General features: G+C 40.6%; 22 protein-coding genes. 1 reads left to right on the forward strand and 21 read right to left on the reverse strand.

The window, feature by feature from the left end; all coding sequences use genetic code 11:
* Nucleotides 1–11: 11 nt before the first annotated feature.
* The 9 genes from CPRO_RS12165 to CPRO_RS12205 all read right to left on the reverse strand — a co-directional run bounded on the left by CPRO_RS12165 (nucleotide 12) and on the right by CPRO_RS12205 (nucleotide 9,277).
* The gene (locus CPRO_RS12165; RefSeq protein ID WP_066052251.1) at nucleotides 12–884 is read right to left on the reverse strand and encodes a polysaccharide deacetylase family protein; all 873 of its coding nucleotides are present in this window, start codon (nucleotides 882–884) and stop codon (nucleotides 12–14) included.
* A 41-nt stretch (nucleotides 885–925) separates the two neighbouring features.
* A complete protein-coding gene (locus CPRO_RS12170) occupies nucleotides 926–2,119 on the reverse strand; it encodes a phosphoglycerate kinase (RefSeq protein ID WP_066052255.1) in 1,194 nt (397 codons plus the stop codon).
* 223 nt (nucleotides 2,120–2,342) lie between these two features.
* Nucleotides 2,343–3,371, reverse strand: a complete 1,029-nt coding sequence (locus CPRO_RS12175) for a sugar-binding transcriptional regulator (RefSeq protein WP_066054035.1) — start codon at nucleotides 3,369–3,371, stop codon at nucleotides 2,343–2,345.
* A gap of 125 nt (nucleotides 3,372–3,496) precedes the next feature.
* Nucleotides 3,497–3,793, reverse strand: a complete 297-nt coding sequence (locus CPRO_RS12180) for a hypothetical protein (protein ID WP_066052258.1) — start codon at nucleotides 3,791–3,793, stop codon at nucleotides 3,497–3,499.
* Nucleotides 3,794–3,807: 14 nt separating this feature from the next.
* A complete protein-coding gene (locus tag CPRO_RS12185; RefSeq protein WP_066052263.1) occupies nucleotides 3,808–4,272 on the reverse strand; it encodes an NUDIX hydrolase in 465 nt (154 codons plus the stop codon).
* A gap of 104 nt (nucleotides 4,273–4,376) precedes the next feature.
* Nucleotides 4,377–5,033, reverse strand: coding sequence for a PrsW family glutamic-type intramembrane protease (locus CPRO_RS12190; protein ID WP_066052265.1), 657 nt, complete (start codon nucleotides 5,031–5,033; stop codon nucleotides 4,377–4,379).
* 154 nt (nucleotides 5,034–5,187) lie between these two features.
* Nucleotides 5,188–6,519: an ABC transporter permease gene (locus CPRO_RS12195; RefSeq protein ID WP_066052267.1), complete on the reverse strand. Its 1,332-nt coding sequence runs from the start codon at nucleotides 6,517–6,519 to the stop codon at nucleotides 5,188–5,190.
* Nucleotides 6,516–8,612: a COG1361 S-layer family protein gene (locus CPRO_RS12200; RefSeq protein WP_066052270.1), complete on the reverse strand. Its 2,097-nt coding sequence runs from the start codon at nucleotides 8,610–8,612 to the stop codon at nucleotides 6,516–6,518. Before CPRO_RS12200 ends, CPRO_RS12195 begins: the two co-directional genes overlap by 4 nt.
* A complete protein-coding gene (locus CPRO_RS12205) occupies nucleotides 8,612–9,277 on the reverse strand; it encodes an ABC transporter ATP-binding protein (RefSeq protein ID WP_066054037.1) in 666 nt (221 codons plus the stop codon). The genes CPRO_RS12200 and CPRO_RS12205 overlap by 1 nt, the downstream gene beginning before the upstream one ends.
* A gap of 225 nt (nucleotides 9,278–9,502) precedes the next feature.
* On the opposite strand from CPRO_RS12205, the gene CPRO_RS12210 reads away from it, so the two are divergent.
* Nucleotides 9,503–9,742 carry a hypothetical protein gene (locus CPRO_RS12210; protein ID WP_066052274.1) on the forward strand — a complete coding sequence of 80 codons (240 nt, stop codon included), beginning with the start codon at nucleotides 9,503–9,505 and terminating at the stop codon, nucleotides 9,740–9,742.
* A gap of 59 nt (nucleotides 9,743–9,801) precedes the next feature.
* On the opposite strand, the gene hflX is transcribed toward CPRO_RS12210, so the two are convergent.
* The 12 genes from hflX to infB all read right to left on the reverse strand — a co-directional run bounded on the left by hflX (nucleotide 9,802) and on the right by infB (nucleotide 22,994).
* Nucleotides 9,802–11,079: a GTPase HflX gene (hflX, locus tag CPRO_RS12215; RefSeq protein ID WP_066052277.1), complete on the reverse strand. Its 1,278-nt coding sequence runs from the start codon at nucleotides 11,077–11,079 to the stop codon at nucleotides 9,802–9,804.
* A 24-nt stretch (nucleotides 11,080–11,103) separates the two neighbouring features.
* On the reverse strand, nucleotides 11,104–11,946 hold the full coding sequence (gene dapF, locus CPRO_RS12220; RefSeq protein WP_066052280.1) for a diaminopimelate epimerase: 843 nt from the start codon (nucleotides 11,944–11,946) through the stop codon (nucleotides 11,104–11,106).
* Nucleotides 11,947–11,997: 51 nt separating this feature from the next.
* Nucleotides 11,998–12,225 carry a DUF378 domain-containing protein gene (locus tag CPRO_RS12225; protein ID WP_066052285.1) on the reverse strand — a complete coding sequence of 76 codons (228 nt, stop codon included), beginning with the start codon at nucleotides 12,223–12,225 and terminating at the stop codon, nucleotides 11,998–12,000.
* A 61-nt stretch (nucleotides 12,226–12,286) separates the two neighbouring features.
* Entirely contained in the window at nucleotides 12,287–13,558 is a 1,272-nt protein-coding gene (locus CPRO_RS12230) for a M16 family metallopeptidase (RefSeq protein WP_066052287.1), read from the reverse strand.
* Between the two features lie 131 nt (nucleotides 13,559–13,689).
* Nucleotides 13,690–15,837, reverse strand: coding sequence for a polyribonucleotide nucleotidyltransferase (locus tag CPRO_RS12235; protein WP_066052290.1), 2,148 nt, complete (start codon nucleotides 15,835–15,837; stop codon nucleotides 13,690–13,692).
* 172 nt (nucleotides 15,838–16,009) lie between these two features.
* Nucleotides 16,010–16,273: a 30S ribosomal protein S15 gene (rpsO, locus tag CPRO_RS12240; RefSeq protein ID WP_066052293.1), complete on the reverse strand. Its 264-nt coding sequence runs from the start codon at nucleotides 16,271–16,273 to the stop codon at nucleotides 16,010–16,012.
* Between the two features lie 146 nt (nucleotides 16,274–16,419).
* A complete protein-coding gene (locus CPRO_RS12245; RefSeq protein ID WP_066054040.1) occupies nucleotides 16,420–17,319 on the reverse strand; it encodes a DMT family transporter in 900 nt (299 codons plus the stop codon).
* Between the two features lie 17 nt (nucleotides 17,320–17,336).
* Nucleotides 17,337–18,293, reverse strand: a complete 957-nt coding sequence (locus CPRO_RS12250) for a bifunctional riboflavin kinase/FAD synthetase (protein WP_066052296.1) — start codon at nucleotides 18,291–18,293, stop codon at nucleotides 17,337–17,339.
* Nucleotides 18,294–18,304: 11 nt separating this feature from the next.
* Nucleotides 18,305–19,207, reverse strand: a complete 903-nt coding sequence (gene truB / locus CPRO_RS12255) for a tRNA pseudouridine(55) synthase TruB (protein ID WP_066052298.1) — start codon at nucleotides 19,205–19,207, stop codon at nucleotides 18,305–18,307.
* Nucleotides 19,208–19,219: 12 nt separating this feature from the next.
* Entirely contained in the window at nucleotides 19,220–20,182 is a 963-nt protein-coding gene (locus CPRO_RS12260) for a DHH family phosphoesterase (protein ID WP_066052300.1), read from the reverse strand.
* Complete coding sequence (gene rbfA / locus CPRO_RS12265) at nucleotides 20,166–20,549, reverse strand: 30S ribosome-binding factor RbfA (RefSeq protein ID WP_066052305.1); 384 nt, start codon at nucleotides 20,547–20,549, stop codon at nucleotides 20,166–20,168. Before rbfA ends, CPRO_RS12260 begins: the two co-directional genes overlap by 17 nt.
* A 12-nt stretch (nucleotides 20,550–20,561) precedes the next feature.
* Entirely contained in the window at nucleotides 20,562–22,994 is a 2,433-nt protein-coding gene (infB, locus tag CPRO_RS12270; protein WP_066052307.1) for a translation initiation factor IF-2, read from the reverse strand.
* Nucleotides 22,995–23,012: the final 18 nt, after the last annotated feature.

Consider the following 23,012-nt stretch of genomic DNA (forward strand, 5'->3'; position numbering starts at 1 on the left):
CCTCACCTCTCTTACGGCACAAAGCTTTTTCTCGCCGTCCGCTCTATGTTTTCCATCAAAGTTTCACCATCCCACCCGGACTCCACGGCAATTCTTGGAATCTCATAGCGTGATGTTTGTTTTGTAATAACCTTTTGTTCTACCGTGAATAATAAGTCAAAGCCCATTTCTTTCAGGCCTTCTTGACATTCAATGGTAAAATGTCCATTAGGAAACGCCAAAGCCTTGCAGGCATCTTGCCTTAGATACGTATGCAATGCAAGCTCTCCCTTATCCACTTGGTCAAGAAATTCATCTTCCGTTTCCATATCCGCAGGTACATGGTTGGCTGTATGGTTATATATTTTAACCAATCGGCTGTCCACCATTTTCTTAGCTTGCTGCCAGTCTAATTTTCTTAATCCGGTTTGATTGGTAATGCTATCCGTTACAACAAAGATAGAGGCAGGGACACGATATTCTTGGAAAACAGGAAAAGCCAATTCATAGTTACTCAAATATCCGTCATCCATAGTGATGCAGATATATTTTTTATCCAATTCAAGGCTAAACGCATCTTTTTCCTTTTTTCTATTTTGAACCTTCTCTTTTTCCACCCGCTGAAGGAGCTCATTCAAAGTTTCCAGAGAAATAATTTCATACCCCGCATTCTTTAAATAAGAAATCTGATCCCTCAACTCGGCTTGGGTGGTAACAACGCCGTTTCCCTCGCCCATATCACGTATTGCAAAATGATGATACATCAATACCGGAATATAGTCTGTCGGCGGGAAAATGATTTTCTCCGCCGGTTCAATCAATTCTTCTTCTTCTACACAGTCCATGGCAACAACCGTTTTTCCCCAAGCAGTCAGCTGAAAAAGCAAACTGCATAATAAAACCATCACTGCGAATATTTTCCCCTTGCGTTTCATAATTTCAAGCCTTATTTATCTTGCACTGCTACTACGCCCGGCAAGTCCTTTCCTTCCAAAAATTCTAATGATGCACCGCCGCCTGTGGAAATATGGGTCATTTTATCCCCAAAGCCCAACTGATTTACCGCTGCAGCAGAATCACCACCACCAATGATTGTTGTTGCATCAATATCCGCCATTGCCTGAGCAACTGCCTTCGTGCCGGCAGCAAAGTTTTCGAATTCAAACACACCCATAGGTCCATTCCAAATAACTGTCTTTGCTCCCATAATTGCATTTGTAAATAGTTCTTTTGATTTTTCACCAATGTCCAAGCCCATCCAGCCATCGGGAATTTCCAATGCAGAAACAGTTTTAAATTCTGTATCATTCTTGAATTCTTTTGTAATTACAGTATCCACAGGAAGCAATAGTTTTACGCCCTTTTCTTCTGCTTTTTCCATCATTTCCTTTGCGTAACCCACCTTGTCAACTTCCAGCAAGGAGTCTCCAACCTTGCCGCCCTTGGCTACAGCAAAGGTATATGCCATGCCGCCTCCAATGATTAGTGTATCCACTTTTTCCAATAAATTGTTAATAACATTGATTTTATCAGAAACCTTGGAACCACCCAAAATTGCTACAAAAGGGTGCTGGGGATTATTCACGGCATTTCCCAAAAACTCAATTTCTTTCTCCATTAAATACCCAACTGCAGATTCCTTTACAAATTCCGTTACCCCTACAGTAGAGCAATGTGCTCTATGGCTGCTGCCAAAAGCATCGTTTACAAAAACATCAGCCAAAGATGCCAGTTCTTTACTGAAAGATTCTTCATTCTTTGTTTCTTCCTTACGATAGCGTGTATTTTCCAATAAAATTACGTCGCCTTCCTGCATTACTGACACAGCCTTTTTGGCATTCTCACCTACTACCGTATCATCTTTTGCAAAAACAACCTCTTTCCCCAGCAATTCTGAAAGTCTTTTTGCAACGGGTGCCAAGGAAAGTTCAGGCTTTGGTTCTCCCTTTGGCTTGCCCATATGGGAACAAAGGATGATTTTTCCGCCATCTTCCACTAGCTTTTTGATTGTAGGGAGAGCGGCAGTTATTCTATTTTCATCAGTAATTGCCCCATCCTGTAATGGGACATTAAAGTCGCATCTGACCAGAACCCTTTTCCCCTTTACCTGTAAATCATCAACCGATTTTTTGTTTAACATTCTTCATACTCCTTTCTGATTACAGAACAGCTTCTACCAAATATGTTATACTTTTCCCCAAAACTTCATTTTTCAATTCATTTTGAGCTCTTTAAACCATAATTGCATATTAATTAGCACCACTCTCAGTTGTAGAACCCCACATTTATTAAAGTTTTCATTATGTAAGTCTCTAAAACAGAATGATTTAAAAATTTCTGAGTAAATAATGATTGATACTGTTCTACGCCTCTAAAACCCTCAGCATTTTCATCGCAGCACCTTCGTCGGTAATAAATATCCCGCTTGGAATACTTTTGCTTACAGCTAGAATACTCTCAGCTTTTTTCTCGCCACCTGCAACCACAATAACCTCATCCATCTTACTGATTTGATCAAAATCAATGGCAATAGAACGGGTTCTGTAAAGCACCTCACCACTGCGGTTAAAATAATATCCGCAGGCTTCTGCAATTGCATCCTGTTTTACTAAATTGGCCATTATCTCTTCATCCAACCTGCGTTTTTCCGCCATATCCAATGCATTGCCAACGCCCAAAAGTAAAATATTCGCCCGATCCATTTCCTGTATAGTTTCAAAAATTTCAGGCTGCTTTTTCATTTCCTCCAAAGCTGTCTCACTTAAATTATCAGGCAAATGCAAAAGTCGATACTCTGCCTGCAGCTTCTCAGCTAACTGTACCGCTAAAGTATCTGCCTGCAATTCCATTCTACGGCCTATACTGCCTCTTGCAGGCACAACCATTTTGGCCATAGGTTTAGACATTTCCGGTGCCGCAAGCACCAAATCCTCCATGGATGAACCACCGGTAATGGCAATGCAGCTTTTCTCATTGGTTTTTTCCAAAAGATGCCGCATGGCAAGTTGCCCCATCTCCTTACGGCTACGCTCGCTGACATCTGCGTCGCCTTGTGCAATAAGAACACGCTTAACACCTAAGAGCAAAGCCAACTTTTCCTCTAAAACAGATAATCCTGTCATAATAGAAAAAACTGTATCCAATCCCTCTAAAACTTCCAAGCCTTCTTCTGTAACAACCATACCTGTCTTTGAAACCTGAACCAGCTTTTGCACACTGAACCGTTCAATTTCGCTGCGAACCGTTCTTTCTGTCATACCCAGTGCAAGCACTACCATTCTTCTTCCACAGGGCTGCAAAAGGCGCACTGTCTTTAAAACACGATACCTTTTGATCATTTCTTCCGTCAAATCAGGTGCAATTTTACGAATTAATTGCAGTTTGTCTTCCATGTCACACCTTCCTTTGGTCTTTTTTTGTCCTATCCTATTTTTTTTGTCCCAACCAAAAGAAAAAAAGGGAGCTGGCGCGCAGTCAGTAGTAAAAACCATACCGGCCACCTGCCGCCCCATCTTCTTTATACTTTCTCTACCTTTACGGAATCATCAACATCTTTATCTGTGCAGCAGCAATCATCCTCGTTGCAATATTCATCTTCAAGATCGTCCCAATCATAGTCCCAATCCTCGTCATATTCGTCATCCATTTTTGTTTTCAATAAATAAACAACGCCTAAAGCTACTACTGCCAAAACAGCAGCAAGAACTGCTAAAACAATAAACAATGTTTTCTTTTCATCATCTTCTTTGTGTAACACTACGATTTTATCCTTCAAATCTTCAAAACTGGGTTTTAACTCAAAATATTTTTTCATACTCCATTACTCCTTTACGTTTTTTTTTCAGAAAACTTCCGTTTCAGAAATTCCTTATTCTTACGCATTTCACTATACTCATAATATGCTTTTTTTAAAATCTGGCGTTCGTCATTAAATTTTAACAGATGATAGGCTTCATGGAATTTATAAAAACCCGCATCGGCGAAATATTCTTCACTCTGAGGCTTACAAAAAAAGGAATTGGCACTCATCAAATACCAATGCACTGTTTTGTTTACGGTATCCTCACTGCCTTTAAAAGTATATTGGGTTTTCCCCACATATTTAATAATTTCTCCGGTGGCACCGGATTCTTCCTTTACCTCACGCAAAGCGGTTTGCCGATAGGTTTCGCCTTCTTCCACAGTGCCCTTGGGCAATACCCAACCCATATATCTGCCATTTTGGTTTTTATATAAGAGGAGAATTTTCCACTTATAAATAACAACGCCTCCACAGCTCACCGCTTCTACCACTGGTTGACCTCCGTAATTGTGTTATTTTCTGCCAAGTATTCTGTTTTAATCAGTATACCGCTTTTTACTATTTATTTCAAGTCCAACAGTAAAATCGTGTCATTTTATTCTCGGAAAGGTGAAATACGAACCAGCTCTTTAATGTGTCTGAGGGCTGACCACCATAACCAAACCTCCAATATCCAAAAAGGAATCCAGAAAAACGAAAATTTCTCAAGCAGAAAATAATTATATAAGGCATGAACCAAATACGGAACGAAAAAAGCAAGCAAAAAATGTTTTTTTCCTCGGAAAAATTTAGCCAGCCCTAAATAATACCCCATTTGCACACCAAATAATCCATGTCCCGGGACGGAAAGAAATGCCCTAGAAAAAGCAGTGCTATAACCACCCATAACGGGATGCGTTACATATATAATGTTTTCAATCCACGCGAAACCTAAAGAAACAAAAACACCATACACAATTCCATCCAGGGGCTCATTGAAATTACCATTCCTCCATATTAAAAGTACCAAAAATATATACTTCGTCACCTCTTCAACGCCTGCTGAGCTGATAAAGGATGTATAGATGGGTGACTCCACATGGGGGAAAATTTTTTCCAATCCCAATCCTACTGCATAAATAACAGCAGTCGTGTAAATACCGTACAGTAATCCAAGAAAGAGCATTCTCCAAGGCTCTTTTTCATATTTATCTCTTACATAAATATAAAACAGTCCTAAAAAAACCGGTGCAGCAGCCAGTTGGATTAACATCTTAAATTCAATCCCTTTTTGTTATGACATTCTTCCTCCATAGTCTTTCCAAAAAATCATGAGATATCAGCTTTTGCATGAAAAAACACACTATTTTTTGTTCATAATCAAAAATAGTGTGTTTTTATATGCTTTTTGTTTTTAGATATTTTTATTATTCCGTTTTAATCGCCGATAATGCACTTAGTTTCATTGCACGCTGTGCAGGTAAATATCCTGAAAGAACACCAATTACCGTTGCAAAGGCAATGGAACCAATATACAACCAAATGGGTATAGAAGATGACATATCACTGCCTTGCTGCATGGCTACAAAGTTAACCAGCTTTGATGTTACAAAGCTTACACCAATGCCCAAAATACCTCCGGCAAATCCGATAAATGCCGCTTCTGTTAAGAACAGTAGCTTAATATCCCGAAGAGAAGCCCCGATTACCTTCATAATACCAATTTCTCTGGTTCTTTCATAAATTGCCATAACCATGGTATTGGTAATTCCAATAGCCGCAACAACCAATGAAATGGCACCAATTGCCCCTAAAACCATACGGAGCATTTTCGTAGTTTCTTTCATAGCATCCAATTCATCTGATAAGCTGGTAGCCCGATAGCCCATATCCTTAATCTGCTGTTGCACAGCCTGAACATTTTTAATGTCAATTACCTTAACCATAACCTGTTCATACTCATGGGATTGTTGTTTTTGTCCTCTCCCACCGGAAGAGCCATTCCGTTTTTTCTCCCATTCTTGCTGTGCCTTCTCAATTTTCTCAAGCTCTTTTATTGGCATAATGACACTCCAGCCATTGCTGCCATCAGCAGACATGGTTCCAACCACTTCGAATTTATTTGATTTGATGGTTTTATCGGCATATTTTGAACCATAGCTCCAGTCATAGCTTACCTCAACCTTATCACCAACCAATTCTAACTGTGGTGGTTCCGAATTCATTCTCATTTCCCAGTTTAATTTAGGGTCATAAAATTCCACCCCGCCGCCAACAACAATGGATTTTACATCCTCACCATTTAAAGCCCGTCCATTTTCAATTTTATAGCCCAAAGCCTCCATAGCTGCCGGATCAAGTCCTATAATATTGGCATCAGCAACATATTTACCGCTGCCAAGCATCAGGTAAAGATTTTTTATTGGAGAAACGGCTTCAACCCCAGCCATTTGGCGAAAAGATTCCACAGCCACTGCGTCCAATTTTACCTTCTTACCATTTTTCTTTGCATCCTTTGCAGCATCATCGTCAGGCATATAGCGTCCACCATCGCCATTGGGCGAATATACATCAATTACTTGCAGGCTCCCCCAACTTTCAAGCTGACGCGCAAAGCTCTCATTCATTCCAATCCCGATGGATACCATTACAACAATGGAAGCCGTACCAATTACAACACCAAGCACCGTTAGGAATGTTCGGAGCTTTCGCTTCAGCAAATTACGAAGAGCCATATCTAATAAGTCCTTCGTACTCATAAAGACATATCCTCTCTGTCATCCTCATCCTCATCATCCAAATCGTTTTTGCTTTCAGCAAAGGTATTTTGGGGTTCTTGTTTCTGACGTCTAATAAAGATAAATAATCCCATTGCAAAAAGTGCTAATATGGAAATAGAAATCATAACCTTTTTCATATCCAGAGGTGCTGTCTCGTTATTTGTATTATCAGCATCTTCAGGCATCATAGGTTCTGTGACATTTAATACAAAATCTCTGCGTTCTTCCTTCAGCTCCCCTGTTGCATCTTCATAAGAAATCACAATGCTCACAGGCACTTCCCCACTGGTGTTGGGTGTAAATGATGTTTCAAAATATTCTCCGGCACCTGAATCCATGTTGCCGATGTATGTGCTCTTATTTTGGCATTCAACATCACCTTCTACTTTAACCATTACGTTATTTAGTGTTACCTTTCCCGTATTGTTATAGCCAAAGGAAACAGCAACTGGTGTACCCATTTCCACTGTTTCAGGTATTGCGAAATCATCTACTTGCATTTCAGTAACCTGCTTTACGTTAATACCCAGCAATTCCGTTGCAGTAAATTCCTTGCCAGCAGCATCTTCATATTCAAAGTTTACGGTCAAAGTGTATGTCTTGGGCTGAGCTTCAGGAACTACATATAATCTTAATTTCTTTTGTGTCTTGCCCTTTGGTCCGATTGCATCAAAATAGAATGTATTACTGCTATTTACAGGGGTAAAAATATTCCCCGATTTTTGACTGTCCGAAGAGGTTTCCTCAGCCAAAGTTAAAAACATTTTAATATTTTTAACGCCTTTTGTAGCATGGGTATTTAAAATATCCATGTTTAAATCAAACTCTTGCCCTGCCATAACAATCAATGGATTGCACTCATAATTGCTTACAATTAACTTGGGTTTGCTGGCGTTTTCCTCATCCTTACTGGGATTGCTCACATTTACCCCTGCAAACTGCTTAAAGGAAGTTACCGCCGTACCACCTGAGGTATAGTCTGTTGTAAACTGTATTGCATAATTTTGTGATTTTGCCGCTGCAGTACCTGCAAAAGTAAAGGAAAGGGTTGTTGTTGCGCCTGCTTTTAACTCAGAAATTGTTTTTACGCTTGCAGATTTGGGTACCACCGCAGAAGCATCTACAGGCTCTGCTTTAACCACAATATTTTTTGCTGAAATCTTTCCGCTGTTATATAAATCAAAGCTGACTGTGAAATTCTGATTTACACCGTAAACGCCACCGGGCTCTTTCATATTTCGAATCTCCAACTGAGATTTCTGCCCTGCTACGCCACCTACATTCACATAATAATCCTGTGCTTTTTCAACAGCTTTTCCAAATTTATCTTTGTATTTCAGTTTAATAGAAACAGGATAGTTGCCTGCCGCCATATCTGCACTGGCTACAAGTGAAAATGCGAAATTTGCACTGCCCCCAATGGGTATGCTTGCAAAATGCTTACTGCTAAATCCACCGCTCAAGCTGATTTTATCTGTGGACAAATTCTCCAAGCTAATATCAACGTCCTGCAAATCTTTTTCGCCGTTATTAATAATCTTACCGCTCAAGTTTGCGCTACTGCCGGGAGACATACTATCTGGACTAAGGGTCATGGCATCCAGTTTAAAACTAGGTTCATTGTCAAACCCTTTCATTTTTAAATAAATTGTTTCCGAGCTGGTAAATGTGGAGTCATTGGCATTTCGGTATGTAAAATCCAGTGTAACGGGATAACTAGATTCTTTCACTTCACCATTAAAAGTAACAACCAATGTTACATTCTGATATCCGTTTGCCCCTACGCTGCCTACGTCACCGCCACCTGGAATCGTTACACGAAAAGGATCTGTAGGGCTTCTCTTCACGCTGACATAAACATTATCAGCCGGTGCGCCACCTTTATTTTTCACTTGAATGGTGGCACGGTTTTCCTGCCCCGCCACAACCTCAATCAATGCATCCCCACCGACTATGATTTTTGGTGAACCATTTTCGCTAAAATCATCTGCAAATATGACTGACGTTTGCCCCAGAACAATGGAACACATCATAATCAATGCAAATACCCTTTGAAACAACCTTTTACTCATCACTCTTTCTCTCCTTCAACCTGGGTTTTATCCTCAATACGTTCTATAATTCCATCTGAGAGCATAACAATTCTGTCTGCATACTCTGCCAGCTCCAAATCATGGGTTACAATTACTAGGGTCTGGTTATTCTTCTTTGCCATTGCCGTAATCAAATCCATCATTTCATATGTTGTGCGGGTATCCAAATTCCCTGTTGGTTCATCGGCAAATACCACTTGAGGGCTATTGATAAATGCTCTGGCAATACTAACCCTTTGCTGCTGTCCACCACTCATTTCATGGGGCTTATGATGGGCTCTTTCTTCCAAACCTACATTTTTCAACATCTCCATTGCCCGCTCATTCCGTTCTTTTAACGGAACATTCTTAAAAATCAGTGGTAATGTTACATTCTCCATCGCCGTTAGTGTCGGCAAAAGGTTGTATGACTGAAAGACAAAACCAACATATTTCTGCCTAAAATCCGCCAATTGATCCTCATTCATCCGCTCTATATGTTTTTTGTTAAATATAATTTCACCGGAAGAGGGTTTTTCCAATCCCGCAATCAAATTTAATAAAGTGGATTTGCCTGAGCCCGACTTTCCAAGCAAACAGCATACTTCCCCCTGTCGGATATTTAAGCTGATGCCGTTCACTGCCTGAATATGTTCCTTACCCATTTGATAAATCTTTTTTACATTTTTAATTCGAATTACGTTTTGACTCAAGCTTCACACTCCCCTACATTAAAAAATAATGTCGATTTTTAATATTAATGGTAACATATACTTGTTACAGAATTGAACCAGAAAGCTTAAATTTTTCTTAAAATACGGTTTCAGTTTGGTTATTTTGGTTGCATTGCCACCATCTACCTGCTATCCTGAAATTAGGAGGGAATTCTTATGATTACGATATTCAACCGCAAAGAATTATTCATAACCTATTCTTTAGAAAAGCAAGCAGAAATACGAAATTTGCTTTCTGCTCACAAAATTGAATATACAATCTCCACCATGGGCAACACTTGGCAAGCAAATTCCCGGGGCTTTGACATAAACACATTAGCCCAAATAGAATACAAAATTTATGTAAAGAAAGAGGATTATGAAAAAGCTGTTTTCTTTTTAAACGCAGATACATAAAAAGTGTTCCTATTTTTCTGTTAAAAATCTCCTGGAAATTTAAATTCCAGGAGATTCATTTATTGTTTATATTTCTCTAATCGGTTTGCAGACTCTTCATTTACATATACTTCTAACAAAACTCCTTCTGGCGTATGCTCTTCACGAATGATTTCACATCGCCCATGAACCCAGCCAATGAGCCCCCCTTCTGTGTAAGGAACCAAGGCAACCATAGATTTCCGAAAGCTTTTTAATAGATTTTCAACCATACCCAGCATTCCGTTTAACCCGTCGCCGGTAAAAGCGGAAACCTGAGCAATTTCCCTCGCTTTTGTGTCCATTGGCAATGGCAATTCAACCTCTCTATCCATTTTGTTGAACACGGTTATGACAGGAGTATCTCCACACCCCAAGTCCTCCAATGTTTTATAGACTACTTGCATCTGCTCCTGTCTGTTGGAATTGGATGCATCTACCACATGGAGAAGAATATCTGCATATTTTAACTCCTCTAGTGTCGCCCGAAAGGCTTGTACCAAATGGTGAGGCAGCTTTTGAATAAATCCTACGGTATCCGTTAGTAAAATTTCAGAACCATTGGGCAATTCCACTTTTCTCGTAGTTGTGTCAAGAGTAGCAAACAGCTTATCTTCTGCTAAAACACCTGCGTCTGTCAATTTGTTAATGAGTGTAGACTTTCCCGCATTTGTATAGCCAACCAAGGATACCACAGGTGTCCCTTTTTTTCCTCTTTGGCTTCGCAATAATTCCCGATGAGTCTGAATCTCTTTTGCCGCACTGTTTAATTCAGCAATGCGGTCTTTGATATACCGTCTGTCTGTTTCCAGCTTTTTCTCACCTGGGCCTCTCGTGCCAATGCCACCCCCCAATCTTGACATAGAAGCACCCATGCCTGTCAAACGGGATAAACGATATTTCAGCTGTGCTAACTCAACTTGTATCTTACCTTCACCGGAAATTGCTCTTCCTGCAAAAATGTCCAAAATTACGATTGTTCTGTCCATTACTTTGGTTTCCAGCAATCTTTCCAAATTCTTTAACTGTGCCGGTGAAAGCTCATCATCACAAACAACACCTGATGCGCCGTATGCATCCACCATCATTTTTAGCTCTTCAATTTTGCCCTTGCCTAAGTAATGACCAGGGTGCACCCGCTCTCGCCTTTGTATGCTTCTGGCCACAGCAACCGCCCCAGCTGTCCGCACCAACTCTTCCAATTCATCTAGGCATGCCTCTGTTTCCATGGTAGAGCGGCTGTTGCGTTCATCCGGCTCAACAGCAAACAAAATTACTCTTTCCTCTAAATCTGCGGTATCATGTAAATCTCTCGCCATATACTTCCTCCTCTATGCCCAACATTAAACGTCTTTTAACCAAACACCGTCAAAGGAAAATGCCGCTGGGCCTGTCATATATACATGATTATTTTCTTCATTCCAATGGATTGTCAATTCCCCACCAAGAAGAGATACCTTCACTTCCCTGTCGCAAAAACCGTTTAAAATAGATGCAACCACCGATGCACATGCACCTGTACCACAGGCAAGTGTCTCGCCGCTACCCCTTTCCCAAACACGCATTTTGATGTGATTCCGGTTAATTAACTGGACAAATTCAACATTTGTCTTCTTGGGAAATGCAGGATTGTTCTCCACTTGCTTACCATACTCTTGAACCGGAAAATTCTCTGTCTCTTCAACAAAAGCAACTCCGTGGGGATTTCCCATGGATACACAGGTAAATTGGAATTCATTATTATTATTGATTACAATGCTTTTTCTAATCACAGGACTGGTTTCATGCTTAACAGGAATTTTCTCCGCCTCCAATATAGGCTCACCCATGTCTACCCTAACGGTTTTTACAATTCCTTTTTCAATATTACATTTTAAATATTTTATTCCACCGGCAGTTTCCAAAGAAATTTCCTCTTTGTTTGTTAAACCTCGTTCATAGGTATACTTCCCGATGCATCGCACTGCATTTCCGCACATTTCACCCTCTGAACCATCCAGATTAAACATGCGCATGCGAAAATCGGCCTTTTCCGATGGCATAATTAATACTAACCCGTCGGCACCAATGCCAAAATGTCGCTCACTCATGGCGATGGCTAACTTTTCAGGCTGTTCCACCACTTCTTCAAAACAGTTGATATAAATATAATCGTTCCCGCAGCCTTCCATTTTTGTAAAACGCATTTTGCTCCCCCTGTTCTATGTAAAGCAGCGGGTTTCCCGCTGCAACTTTGATTAATGTCTTGCAATACGAACGGTAGGGTTTTCCTGAACAAGGGAATTGTAGAAAGACAATGACCAAAGCCCTGCCAAGCCAACCAGACCAAAAATCACTCTGGAGATCCAGAACATGTTTCCACCAAAGATGCTGGTTACAACATCATAGCCGAAAAAGCCAATCAATCCCCAGTTTAACGCACCGATAATCACCAGTGTTAATGCTATTGCATTTGCAGTTTTCATAAAAGACCTCCTATAAAAAGAATTACGGAATGATACCGTTATCCTTATTATCCCTAGGATTCTATGATTTATGAAAAACTTTTTTTCCTATTTTGTCAATATCTTTTCCTTTGACATTTCCAACTGCGCTCCAGCTTACTTTTTCCATATCAAAAACCAAATTTGTAACCTGCAAAATATCTTGGGCTGTCACCTCACCAAGCTTCCCGATGACCTCTTCCGAATCCTGAACCACACCACGCAGAAGCAAAGCAGATCCTGATGCTGTCATTCTATTTAACGTACTTTCCGTACCAATGATAAAGTTGCTAATCAACTGTTCCTTGGTCACATCAATAAGTTTTTGTGGTAATTGTTTCTTTTTTACGTCTTCAATTTCTTGCAAAATAAGGTCGTACACCCGCTCCAACTGGTTCGGATTCATTCCTCCGCAAACAGAGAACAATCCTGTATCGGAAAAAGCCGTTGTGTAGCTATAAATGGAATAGGTTAAACCATTTTCTTCTCGTATCTTTTGAAATAATCTAGAACTCATGCCACCTCCAAAAATGGTATTAAATACGCCAAGGGCATACTTCATTGGGTGGTCACGCTCCACGCTGGGAAAGGCAATACAGCTATGCACCTGTTCCACATCCTTCTCCCGCACCACATGGGCAATTTGATATTTTGCTTTAGAATCATATTGGGTAAAAGGCTGTTTCCGCTCCCAAGAACCAAGGGCTTTATTCAGTTCCTCCATCACTTCATCGATTTTAAAATTCCCCGCAATGGATAATACAATATTCTCCGGCTGATAATTTCGCTCATAATAATCACGAATGCTCTCCGAGGTAAATGCTGAAATTGTCTCTGTAGTTCCCAAAATAGGCATTCCTAAAGAGCTTCCCTGCCAAATGCTATCTTGTAAGGCATCATGCACCAATTCCTCCGGCGCATCCTCATACATATTGATTTCTTCAATAATAACATTACACTCTTTTTCCACGTCTTTTTGAGCAAATAAAGAACGCAAAAGCATATCGCTCATAACCTCTAAAGCTCTAGTAAAATGCTCATCCAATACACGGGTATGATAACAGGTATATTCTTTGGTGGTATAAGCATTAATCTGTCCGCCCAAAGCATCCATAGCCTGAGCGATTTCCTTTGCACTTCTGTTTTCTGTTCCTTTAAACATCATATGCTCGATAAAATGAGATACACCGTTTTCCTCAGGTTTCTCATTTCTAGAACCATTTTTTACCCAAATACCAAAGGAAATGCTGCGTACATAGGCAATTTCCTCTAAAGCAACAGAAATTCCGTTTTGTAATTTTTTAATAATAACCATATAATCTCTCCCATGCAAAACGCTAATTTCTTTTATCATGTTCCAAACTATATTTTTTATGCCTTCATTAAAAAGAGACTGTGCAGGAAAACCTTCCTTTTCACAGCCTCCTATCTGTTAGATATTATGCTTTAATGACTATGTTTTTCTTCCTTAGCCTTTTCTTCCTGGGGTAACGCATCTTTAATAGAGAAGTTCAGTCTGCCCTGCTTGTCAATTTCCATCAGCTTTGCGCTTACAATATCGCCCACAGCCAATACATCCTCAACCTTTTCCACACGTTTGTTGGAAATTTTGGAAATATGAATCAAGCCTTCTTTTCCTGGTGCAATTTCAAAGAATGCACCAAAAGCCATCAATCTCGTGATTGCCCCTGTGTAAATAGTTCCTGGAATAGGATCCTTTACAATAGCATTAATCATATCAATTGCACGCTGAATATCCGCAGCATTAATACCCTTGATAAAGATTGTCCCATCATCTTCGGTATCAATTGCACAGCCTGTTTCCTCAATAATCTTTTTGATTACTTTACCTCTTGTGCCAATAACTTCTGCAATTTTCTCAACATCAATCTGCATAGAAGCAATCTTTGGTGCATGAGGAGAAAGCTCTTTTCTGGATTCAGGAATTGCCTTCAGCATAACTTCGTTTAATATATATTCTCTTGCTCTGCCAGTCTGGGCAAATGCCTGCTCAATCATGGCAAAAGTCAAGCCTTTAATCTTCATATCCATCTGGATAGCTGTAATACCCACGCTGGTTCCGGCAACCTTAAAGTCCATATCACCGAAGAAGTCCTCAACGCCTTGAATATCAGTGATTTCTACAAAATCATCTTCCGTATCACCAGTTACCAAGCCTACAGAAATACCTGCAACGGGACGCTTAATGGGAACACCTGCCGCCATCAGAGACAACGTGGAACCACAAATACTTGCCTGAGAGGTAGAACCGTTGGAACTTAAAATATCGGAAACCAGACGGATTGCATAAGGGAATTCCTCTTCGCTGGGGATAACAGGCAATAAAGCTCTTTCACCCAAAGCGCCGTGGCCGATTTCACGTCTACCGGGGCCTCGGGAAGTTTTTGCCTCACCTACGGAATAACCGGGGAAGTTGTAATGATGGATATAACGCTTGCCTGTTTCGTTGGTATCCAAGCCATCCAAACGCTGGCCTTCACTAATCATGCCTAATGTGGTTACAGTCAAGCACTGAGTCTGCCCTCTCGAGAACAATGCAGAACCGTGAACACGGGGTAATACATCAATTTCTGCGGAAAGCTTTCTGATTTCTTCAATGCCACGACCGTCAGGACGCTTGTGGTCTTTCAAAATCATACGTCTAACCGTCATTTTCTCGAATTTATAGATAATCTCGCCCAACAATTCGCCGATTTTTGCATCTTCACCATAAATTGCAGTTAATTTTTCTGTCAAAGCTTCCGTTACTTCTTCAGTAATTACCTTAAGCTTTGCATCTCTGTCTTGCTTCAATTCAGCAAAAACAGCATCTTCCATTCTTGCATCTGTAATATAGCTCGTAACCAAATCATAAGCTTCCTGATTGATAACATGCTCTTCATAAGGTGCTTTTTCCTTACCTTCTTTTTCTACGATTTCTTTGATGAATTTTACAACCTCAAGGTTGGTGTCAAACGCCAAATGGATGGCTTCCATCATCAATTCGTCAGGAATTTCATCTGCTCCAGCTTCGATCATCATAACCTTGTCCTCTTTGGAGGAAACAGTCAAGGATAATCTGGAAGTTTCTCTTTGATCTGCCGTAGGATTTACAACCAACTGACCATCACAATATCCAATACTTACGGAAGAAACAGGGTCGGTGAAAGGAATATCGGAAATATTCAACGCCAAGGATGCACCAATCATAGCAATTACCTCAGGTGAACAATCCTGATCAACAGACATAACTGTCGCCACAATGGCAACGTCATTTCTGTAATCCTTGGGGAATAAAGGTCTTAATGGTCTATCGATACATCTGGAGGTTAAAACAGCCTTTTCAGAGGGTCTGCCTTCTCTTTTAATAAATCCCCCGGGAATTTTACCTACAGAATAAAGTCTTTCTTCATAATCAATGCTCAGAGGGAAAAAGTCAATTCCTTCTCTGGGCTTTTGAGATGCAGTAGCGGTCACCAAAACTGTGGTTTCACCATAACGCAAAATAACAGCGCCATTTGCCTGTTCTGCAACTCTGCCAATTTCAGCCGTCAGGGTTCTGCCTGCTAAATCCATGGTATAAGTTCTAAACATAATGAAGTCTCCTTTTGTTTTTTCTTCTATGCACCATAGATCTTCAGCTTTTTTCATACCCTTGGCTATGAAAAAAGCTGGAAATCTATAGTGCCACATACACTTACTTTTCTTTTTGAAATCATAGAAGAAAAGAGAGGAAATTTCCTCTCTCCTCCCTATATCGCAATTCTTACTTTCTCAGACCAAGTTCGATAATGATAGTACGATATCTTTCGATATCCAGATCCTTCAAATAGTTCAAAAGACCTCTTCTCTGTCCTACCATTTTCAAAAGACCTCTTCTGGAGTGGTGATCCTTCTTGTGATCCTTCAAATGATCTGTAAGCATTGTAATTCTTGCTGTCAACAGAGCAATCTGTACTTCGGGAGAACCTGTATCGTTAGGGGTTCTGCCGTATTTTGCGATAATTTCCTGTTTGTTGATTGTTGCCATTGTTATTTCCTCCTTATAATTCCTCAAAATATTTTTACTATGCATCCCCAAAGACTAAGTAATGGTTGGAGAGTCCAATGACCGAGTCTCGGATTTACAGCATTTTTATTTTAGCATACTACCTTTGCCTTTGCAAGGACAATACGCTAATTCTCTGGGTTTTCCACAATTTTTTCATCGACAGTTTTTGTAAAGTCAAACTGAGATAAAATAATTGCAATAAATATCACAACAAAGCCCATTGCCATTTTTATCGTTATCTCCTCTTTAAATAATAGTACAGAGAACACTACGCCAAAAACAGATTCCAAGCTTAAAATAATTGTGCCCACCGTCGCATTAATATATTTTAACCCAATACTTTGTAAGGATAAACATACAGCTGTTGAAAAAATTGCCAAATATAGCACATTTCCTGCTGCCGCCAATGATATGCTGTGTGGAAATCCTCTTGTCACAAAAACAGAAATCCATCCCAATATCCCTGCCACACAAATTTGCAGCATGGTTAAAAGCATAGGGTCTCTTCCTCTGCAATAATACGCAATGGATATAATATTTGCAGCAAAAGCCCCACTGCATAACAGCGTAAGTCCATCGCCAAAGGTGATTTTCATACTGCCTTCCAGTGAAATCAATCCAATCCCAACTAAACATATGGCCGCAGAGATAATATGATTTCTCTTGGGACGCTCTTTCATAAATATCCAGCCTAAAAAGGGCACGATAACACAATAAGCTGAAGTTAAAAATGCACTTTTTCCCGGGGTTGTGCCATAAGTCATGGCGATGGTTTGCAATCCGGAGCCCAGCACCATAGTAGAACCTGTGACAAGTCCCCCTATCAAATATTCCTTATCAATGCGATGCCACTTTTTAATTGTTGCAATTGCAGTGATAATTCCTGCAACGGTAAAGCGGGACGCAACGATAAAAGATGTAGTTAATTCATCAACGGCAAATTTTTGGAAAACAAAGGCACTGCCCCAAATGGCAGCTGTTAAAAGCAACGCAAGGGTTGCCCAAATTTTCTTGTTTTGACTCATATATATACTCCCCAAATTTACTCTTGGGCGCTTTTCCATTTGATTAAATACTCCTCAGATGCAAAATACTCTGCTGCCTGTTCAGCATTTATTTCGATTTGCTGACGCAACTCCTCAACTCCGGGGAATTTGCGTTCACTGCGTAAAAATTTATAGAAAAATGTTTGTAATGTTTCACCGTAAACATTCTCATTAAAATTCAGCAAATAAGTTTCCACAATTTTTTGTGTACCATTTACTGTAGGATTCATTCCAATATTGGTCACACCATAATAATATTTCCCTTTATAGAAAGTTTTTGTTGCATACACACCATTGGGCGGAAACAATTTTAAGGGGTGGGCGATAATGTTAATCGTAGGGAAGCCAATGGTTCTACCCAATTTTTTTCCTTCTGATACCGTTCCCAAAATAAAATATGGCTCAGTCAACATTCGATTCGCTTCATCTAAATCCTTTTGAATCAAGCACTTGCGAATTCTGGAGGAACTAACCCGTTCCTCCTCAAATAAAACAGAAGGCACAGCAATAACCTTAACCCCACGGGCTTCTCCCAATCTTTGCAGCATTTCGTAATCACCTGAACGGTTTGCGCCAAAATGATAATTTTCTCCTACTATTAAAACACGGCACTGCATTCTTTCAAAAATCAGCTTTATTGCAAAATCTTCGGCACTCATTGCTGCAAATGTTTGGTCAAAGGGATACTCTATATAAGTATCAATGCCCAATTGCTCCATGGTAAATTTCTTTTCCGAAGGAGCCATTATCAGCGCAAAGTCATCTCTTTTCCCGAACACCAGCATTGGATGGGGAGAAAAAGTAAAAACAACACTCTTTAACCCTTCTTCCTCAGCAAATTGCTTTGTCAATTTGATCAACGCACGATGTCCCAAGTGCAAGCCGTCAAAATTGCCCAGCGTTACCGCTGTCGGCTGATTCTGGTCTATGTGCGTATCCGTGATATGTTCCATTTCTCTACTCCTTAAATCAACATCTTTAATGGTTTGATAAAAAAGCTTTTTTCTTCCTGTACGATTGTATATATCCCCGTTAAATCCATCTTATGGTCAAAAACAATAACCTCTTGACCTTCCTTCAACTCTTTTTCAGCCCGAAAAAATTCACTTCGTATCTTACCGCCGTTGTATAACAGCTTTGCAGATTTTTCTGAAACATATACCCGTGTATAGCCCTTCAGAGCATCTGCCAGCCCCAAAAGAACAGTGTCAACCTGCCCTGCTTCCTCTAAAGCCTTTAATTCATGAAGCTTTATGGCATTTTCCAAGGTGAAGGCACCGGTAGCAGTTCTTAACAAACTTGCCATATTCCCACCGCACCCCAAAGCCTTGCCAATATCAGCACATAATGTACGGATATATGTGCCCTTGGAGCACTCCACATCCATCTCTACTTGGCAAGGAGGAATAAAACGACGAATTTTAATATCATAAACCGTAATTTTCCGAGCCTTACGCTCAATCTCTTTTCCCGCTCTTGCCAGCTCATAAAGCTTTTTTCCATTGATTTTTACCGCAGAATACATGGGCGGTATTTGCTCCTGCTCTCCAATGAAGGAACTTATGGTTTTTTCAATGCTCTCCTCATCAAAAACCACAGGTTTCTCCTCCACTACCTCTCCCGAGGCATCCTCTGTTGTTGTGGAAATACCTAAATGGAGTATAGCACGGTAGCTTTTACGTCCATCCATAATGATATCCGCAAGCTTTGTCCCCCTGCCTACGCATATGGGCAATACCCCCTCAGCATCAGGATCAAGGGTACCAGTATGCCCAACTTTTTTCATATGCAATGTTTTTCGCACCACTGCAACAACATCATGGGAGGTAAAACCTTTTTCTTTATAAATATTTAGGATTCCGTCCAAAAGGTCTCCCCCCTATAGCATTTTTTCTATTTCGGCAAAAACCATTTCCTTTGCCGTTGCCAAAGGTGCCACAATGGTACACCCTGCCGCTTTTACATGACCGCCGCCACCAAATTTTTGTGCTAAAGCACAAACATCGTAGCCATCGTTGCCACGGAAGCTGGCTTTCACATCCATTTCATTCTTTTCATATAAAAAGCATGCAATTTTCACGTCATTGACACCCTTTATATAATTGATGATTGCGTCCAGTTCCTTATTGGTGCCTTTACATTCTTCCATATCCACCATGGTAATGGAGGTGAAAATCACCTTGCCGTCTAAACAAAGCTCGGATTTATCAAAGGCTCTGCCCATAATCTTCATTTCAGAAAAGCTTCGGCTGTCAAATAAAGCATTGTAAATTTTTGTAAAAGGAATACCATATGACATTAATTCTCCTGCTGCCTGCATGGTATCAGTGGTAGTGGAGCTATGGCGAAAACCGCCCGTATCATAAATTAGTCCAGCATATAACGCTGAAGCAATCTCTTCATCTATTGGAAAAAATTCTTTCAGCAGGTTGTAAACAATTTCGCAAGTCGAAGAAGCATTCTCCTCCACATAATTGTATTCTCCAAAAAAGGAATTACTGGCATGGTGGTCAATGTTCATGGTACACTGCGCACCTTTGAAAACATCCTCGATCCAGTCAAAGCGTCCCACATCACCACAGTCTAAGGCAATAAAAAGCTCTGCTCTGGTCACATCTTCTTTTTGTACAACCAAATTGCCATTGGGAATCACTTCATATTTGGGGGCATAGGGTCTCAGAAGCACCTGTACATTTTTACCCGCCTTTTTCAGGGAGGCCGCCAAGGCAAGATTTGCCCCAATGGCGTCCCCGTCAGGATTAATATGTCCGCAAAGCACAATATTTTGATGAGCTGAAATGATTTCTCTGATTTTTTCTAAAGAATCATTCATTCCCTTCATTGGCTTCCTTCTCCTTTAAATCCTTAGAAATTTGGCTAATCAGCTGATTCATATGAATTGCATATTCTGCGGATTCATCCAGCTTAAAGGTAAACTCCGGTGTAATACGAAGATTAATTCTTTGTGCGATCAAACGACGTACAAATCCTGCAGCATTCTTCAATCCTTGCATAACACTGCTCTTTTCTTCGTCGTTACCTAAAACAGAAACATACACCTTGCAATATTTTAAATCTGATGTTGTTTCAACCCGTATTACACTGGTCATTGAACCAATACGGGGATCTTTTAGTTCCCCTCTGATAATTTGGGATAGTTCTTTTAAAATCTCGTCATTCACACGAGATATTCTTGTGTTATTTTTCATAAATTCACCTAATTATCTGGGTACCTCAACCATGGTGAAGGCTTCTACCCAGTCACCTTCCTTTAAATCATTAAACTTCTTGAAAACCAAACCGCATTCATAGCCTGCCGCAACTTCTTTCACGTCATCCTTAAAACGCTTTAAGCTTTCCAAATCACCTTCGTAAACAACAATATTGTCACGCAAAATACGTACCTTACAGTTACGAATAAATTTGCCATCCTTAACATAGCTGCCTGCAATGGTACCTACGCCGGATGCCTTGAACAGCTGACGAATCTCAGCATGACCCAGTACTTTTTCCTCAAATACAGGATCCAGCATACCCTTCATTGCTGCTGTTACATCCTCGATTGCATTATAGATGACACGATACAAACGAATATCAACCTTTTCTTCATCTCCAAAGGCTTTTGCCGCGGGCTCAGGACGAACATTAAACCCAATGATAATTGCATTGGATGCAGAAGCCAACATAACGTCACTTTCTGTAATAGCACCAACACCACCATGAATGATGCGCACACGTACTTCTTCGTTAGATAAACGCTCCAAGCTCTGGCGAACAGCTTCAACAGAACCCTGTACATCAGCCTTTACAACAATATTTAATTCCTTCATATTGCCGCTTTGGATTTGAGAGAACAAATCATCCAAAGAAACCTTCTGAGGTGTATCCTTTATCAGATTTTCTCTGTTTCTTGCTACAATGCTTTCTGCAACCTGTCTTGCCTGCTTATCATTTTCTGCAACATAGAAACCGTCACCGGCAGTAGGCACTTCAGAAAGACCCAAAATTTCAACAGGAGTAGATGGACCGGCCTTCTTCACACGTCTGCCCTTATCATCTGTCATTGCTCTGATTTTTCCGTAAGCACAACCTGCCACAATGGGATCGCCTACCTGTAGTGTTCCACCCTGTACCAAAACTGTTGCAACAGGACCTCTGCCCTTATCCAACTGCGCCTCGATGATAACACCTCTTGCATTTTTGTTGGGGTTGGCACGTAATTCCTTCATTTCCGCAACCAAAGTAATCATTTCCAATAAGGTATCAATGCCGTCCTTGGTAGCTGCAGAAACAGGTACACAAATGGTTTCACCGCCCCAATCTTCAGCCAACAGCTGGAATTCTGTCAATTCCTGCTTTACACGGTCAGGGTTTGCAGAGGGTTTATCCATTTTGTTAATTGCAACAATAATTTCCACGCCTGCCGCTTTTGCATGGTTAATCGCTTCAACTGTTTGAGGCATAACACCATCATCAGCCGCAACCACCAAAATAGCGATGTCTGTAATCTGAGCACCACGCATACGCATTGCAGTAAAAGCTTCGTGTCCGGGTGTATCTAAGAAAGTAATGGGTTTTCCCGCAATTTGAACGGTATATGCACCGATATGCTGTGTGATGCCGCCGGCTTCACCTTTGGTTACATCACTGTGTCGAATTGCATCCAACAAGGAGGTTTTGCCGTGGTCAACGTGACCCATAACAACCACAACAGGAGGACGTTCCTCTAAAAGGCTGTCATCTTCCTCTTCCTCAGCAAATACAGTCTCCATAATATCCGCTTCTATTTCTTTTTCCAAAATAACATTATATTCTAAAGCAATTGTAGCTGCTGTTTCAAAATCAAGAGCAGCATTGATATTCATCATTTTGCCCTTTTTCATTAAATTCATCACAAGGTCAGAACCTTTTTTCCCAAGCACCTCAGCCAAATCCTTCACTGTAGTTGTTTCAGGAATGGTCTTTGTTACAGGTTCGGGATTCGCAGCTCTTTCTTCGGCTTCCAAAGCTTCCAACTCTGCCATAAGAGCAGCTTCTTCTTCTCTTTCACGACGTCTACGCTCAATAGGATTTTCTTTAGGTCTTTGATCCTTTTTATTTCCCTTTGCGTTTCTGTCATCCTTCTTGTTGCCCTTAGCATTCTTGTCATCTTTTTTCACTGGGGCATTTGGCTGCTGACGTGGGGCATCCTTCTTTTCGATATCCTTCTTAACCTCGTCTTTATTACCTCCCTGATTCTGGGCAGGTCTATTTCCACCTTGATTCTGGGCAGGTCTATTTCCACCTTGATTCTGGGCAGGTCTATTTCCACCCTGATTCTGAGCAGGTCTATTGCCGCCTTGATTCTGAGCAGGTCTATTGCTTCCTTGATTCTGAGCAGGTCTATTTCCACCCTGATTCTGAGCAGGTCTATTTCCTCCTTGATTTTGGGCAGGCTTATTGCTTCCCTGATTCGTCGCATCCTTTTGCACTGCATTCTTGTCAGATGCTCCATCCTTGGGGGCGTATAATTTCTTTACCTTTTCCACAGACTCCGCTTCCAAAACACTCATATGGCTGGATGCTTCAATCTCAATGCTTTTTAGTTTTGCCATTAAATCCTTATTTGTAACACCAAGTTGTTTTGCTAATTCATAGATTCGAATCTTTGACATTCACTACACCTCTACTTT

Origin of the sequence: Anaerotignum propionicum DSM 1682 (genome assembly GCF_001561955.1) — a bacterium.
GTDB lineage: Bacteria > Bacillota > Clostridia > Lachnospirales > Anaerotignaceae > Chakrabartyella > Chakrabartyella propionicum.